The following is a 2,773-nucleotide window of genomic DNA, read 5'->3' as shown; positions in this document are numbered from 1 at the left end:
AACCGGGCAAACAGACGCATGGAGGCGATTTCGTACAGAGCATCTTCCATCGCGCCATCGCTCAGGTTGTACCAATGCTGCATGCAGTGAATGCGGAGCATGGTTTCCAGCGGATAAGGTCGCCGGCCATTACCAGCCTTGGGATAAAACGGCTCGATGACTTCCACCATGTTTTGCCATGGCAGAATCTGCTCCATGCGGGACAAGAAAATCTCTTTTCTGGTCTGACGGCGCTTACTGCTGAATTCACTGTCGGCGAAGGTGAGCTGATGACTCATGATGAACCCTTTTTCATGGCTCCAGATGACAAACATGATCTCATATCAGGGACTTGTTCGCACCTTCCCTAGAATGCGCTTGAACTCGTCCTTGGTAAGTTGGTGGATGTCTCTGAGGTCTGGTCTCTGCATGTATAGAGGGCTCGATAAAGAGTGGTGAATGGGTCACTTTATCATCAATGCGCCAATCGAGACCATGTAGGCATTTTCTGAAAACGGCAGTTTGTGACGCTTTCTATAGATAGGCAATAGGGGGAGGGGCTTAATAGCTAATAGGCAAATTCTAAAGCTGGCAATGATGTTAATTGCCATCACTGTGAATAATTATAGGGGAATTTAGTTTTATCTGGTTGAAGAGATAATTATTTGGAAAATATATCTATGGCAGTAAGTCGCGAATGTCACACCCCATTACCCTGGCCAGACGATAAGCCTTTTCCAGGGTGATATTAACCTCACCACGCTCAATTCGTCCTACGTAGCTTCTATCAATTTCGGCCGCATATGCGAGTGCATCTTGCGATACACCCAATTGAAGCCGTCTATCACGTACAGCATCACCAAATTTTTTTGCTAGATCTTGCATGTCTCGCCTCTCACTGGCGAGCACTATCTCTGGTTGTCTGGCTAACGACCACGGATTATAATCCGCAATCAAGTTTAGATTCCCACTAAATGTTTTCGTTCGAGACCAAGGATTACTTATGAGCTCCCAGACTGTGTGGTTACCTACCGCACTCTATACCGCACTCATTCGATTGCAGATGGATGATTTCACTACAACGGAGTGCTTGAACGCAGTCTTTGGTGAATCAGAGTACCCCCCGGTGTCAGAATAGTTGTCGCCTAATCTGAATAATCTAAATGTGAAGACCGGGGGCGGATAAAGAGTGTCGAATGGCTCGTTATTCAAGTGAGCGCAAGGCTGCTTTGCTCAAGAAGCTGCTGCCGCCCATCAATATGTCGGTGGCCGAGTTGGCTCGGCAGGAAAACATCAGCGAGGTCACTCTGTATAATTGGCGCAAACACGCCAAAGACGGAGGGTCTCCTGTGCCCGGGGACAACAAACTGACCGATGAATGGCCCGCCGAGGCCAAGTTCGCCGTCGTGCTGGAAACCGCTGCGCTTTCCGAGATTGAACTCAGTGAGTACTGCCGCCGTAAGGGTCTCTATCCCGAGCAAGTCCAGCAATGGCGCCAAGCCTGTATTCTGGGCCAGCAATCCGCTCGTACCTTACAACAGGCGGAGAAGGCACAGGCCAAAGCGGACAAGAAGCGTATCCGGCAACTGGAGCAAGAGCTGCGGCGCAAAGACAAGGCCCTGGCCGAGGCGGCAGCTCTGCTGATATTGCAAAAAAAGCTCGATGCCTACTGGAGCAACGTCGACGAGGACAACTGACCTCGTTGCCAGAGCGGCAGCAATACGTTGCATGGTGGCGCGAAGCGCTTGAAGCTGGCGCCCGCAAGCATCCTGCGGCCGAGGTGTTGGGGCTGAGTCTGCGCACGCTCCAGCGCTGGTTGGCCGGGCCTGAGCTGAGTGCCGATAGGCGACCGGATGCGGTTCGTTCCATACCTGCTCATGCATTGAGCCCAGAGGAGCGGCAGGCCGTGCTGGACGTCTGCAATAGCCAGGAGTTCGCCTCGTTGCCGCCGAGTCAAATTGTGCCACGGCTGGCCGACCAGGGGCGCTACTTGGCCAGTGAGTCGAGCTTCTATCGCATCTTGCGGGCGGCTGACCAGCAGCACAGGCGTGGCCGTAGCCAGCCACCGCGTCATGTGCCGGTACCAACCAGCCATACCGCGACTGGGCCCAATCAAGTGTGGTCCTGGGATATCACCTACTTGCCGTCACTCGTGCGCGGCCAGTATTACTACCTCTATCTGATAGAGGACATCTACAGCCGCAAAGGGGTGGGCTGGGAAGTGCATGAGCAAGAGTGCGGTGAACGGGCGGCGGCGTTGCTGCAACGGAGCATCATCCGCGAGCAGTGCTGGAAGCAGCCGCTGGTCTTGCACTCGGACAACGGCGCGCCAATGAAGTCAGTCACGCTGCTGACCAAGATGCATGACCTGGGTGTCACGCCCTCGCGGGGACGGCCTCGGGTCAGCAACGATAATCCGTACTCGGAGTCATTGTTCAGGACGCTGAAGTACTGTCCGCAGTGGCCATCAGACGGCTTTGCCAGTCTGGAAGCGGCCAGGGAGTGGGTGCGCGACTTTATGGCCTGGTATAACGAAGAGCACCGGCATAGCCGTATCCGCTTCGTCACACCCAACGAGCGGCATCGGGGTGACGATAAAGCCCTGCTGGCGAAACGGGATGCTGTGTACCAGGCCGCCCGAGCACAACACCCAGCGAGGTGGAGTGGCAAGACGCGAGACTGGACACCTATCGGTGCCGTGATGCTAAATCCGGAGCGGCCCGAGAAACCCGAGCCGGAGCAAAAAGAGGCTGCTTAAAACAGCTTTGCGCGACAACTATCTTGAAAAACGCCG

3 protein-coding genes are annotated in these 2,773 nt (G+C 54.5%); 1 reads left to right on the top strand and 2 read right to left on the bottom strand.

What is annotated here, in order from left to right; all coding sequences use genetic code 11:
- Both AB5Y50_RS01170 and AB5Y50_RS01165 read right to left on the bottom strand, forming a co-directional pair.
- Positions 1 to 278, bottom strand: a 278-nt coding sequence (locus AB5Y50_RS01170) for a transposase (RefSeq protein WP_176235144.1), incomplete at its 3' end; no start/stop codon positions are given.
- Positions 279 to 657: 379 nt separating this feature from the next.
- Complete coding sequence (locus tag AB5Y50_RS01165; RefSeq protein ID WP_080937875.1) at positions 658 to 864, bottom strand: helix-turn-helix domain-containing protein; 207 nt, start codon at positions 862 to 864, stop codon at positions 658 to 660.
- Between the two features lie 311 nt (positions 865 to 1,175).
- On the opposite strand from AB5Y50_RS01165, the gene AB5Y50_RS01160 reads away from it, so the two are divergent.
- Positions 1,176 to 2,737, top strand: a protein-coding gene (locus AB5Y50_RS01160; protein WP_088813959.1) for an IS3-like element ISAs20 family transposase whose coding sequence is annotated in 2 segments (ribosomal slippage) — positions 1,176 to 1,638 and positions 1,638 to 2,737 — 1,563 coding nt in all. Because the reading frame shifts where the segments join, the coding sequence is not laid out codon by codon here.
- The last annotated feature ends 36 nt before the right edge of the window (positions 2,738 to 2,773 follow it).

Source organism: Aeromonas sp. s6, assembly GCF_040907815.1.
In the GTDB taxonomy this organism is placed as follows: Bacteria; Pseudomonadota; Gammaproteobacteria; order Enterobacterales; family Aeromonadaceae; genus Aeromonas; species Aeromonas caviae.
This window is presented reverse-complemented; position numbering and strand designations above follow the sequence as displayed.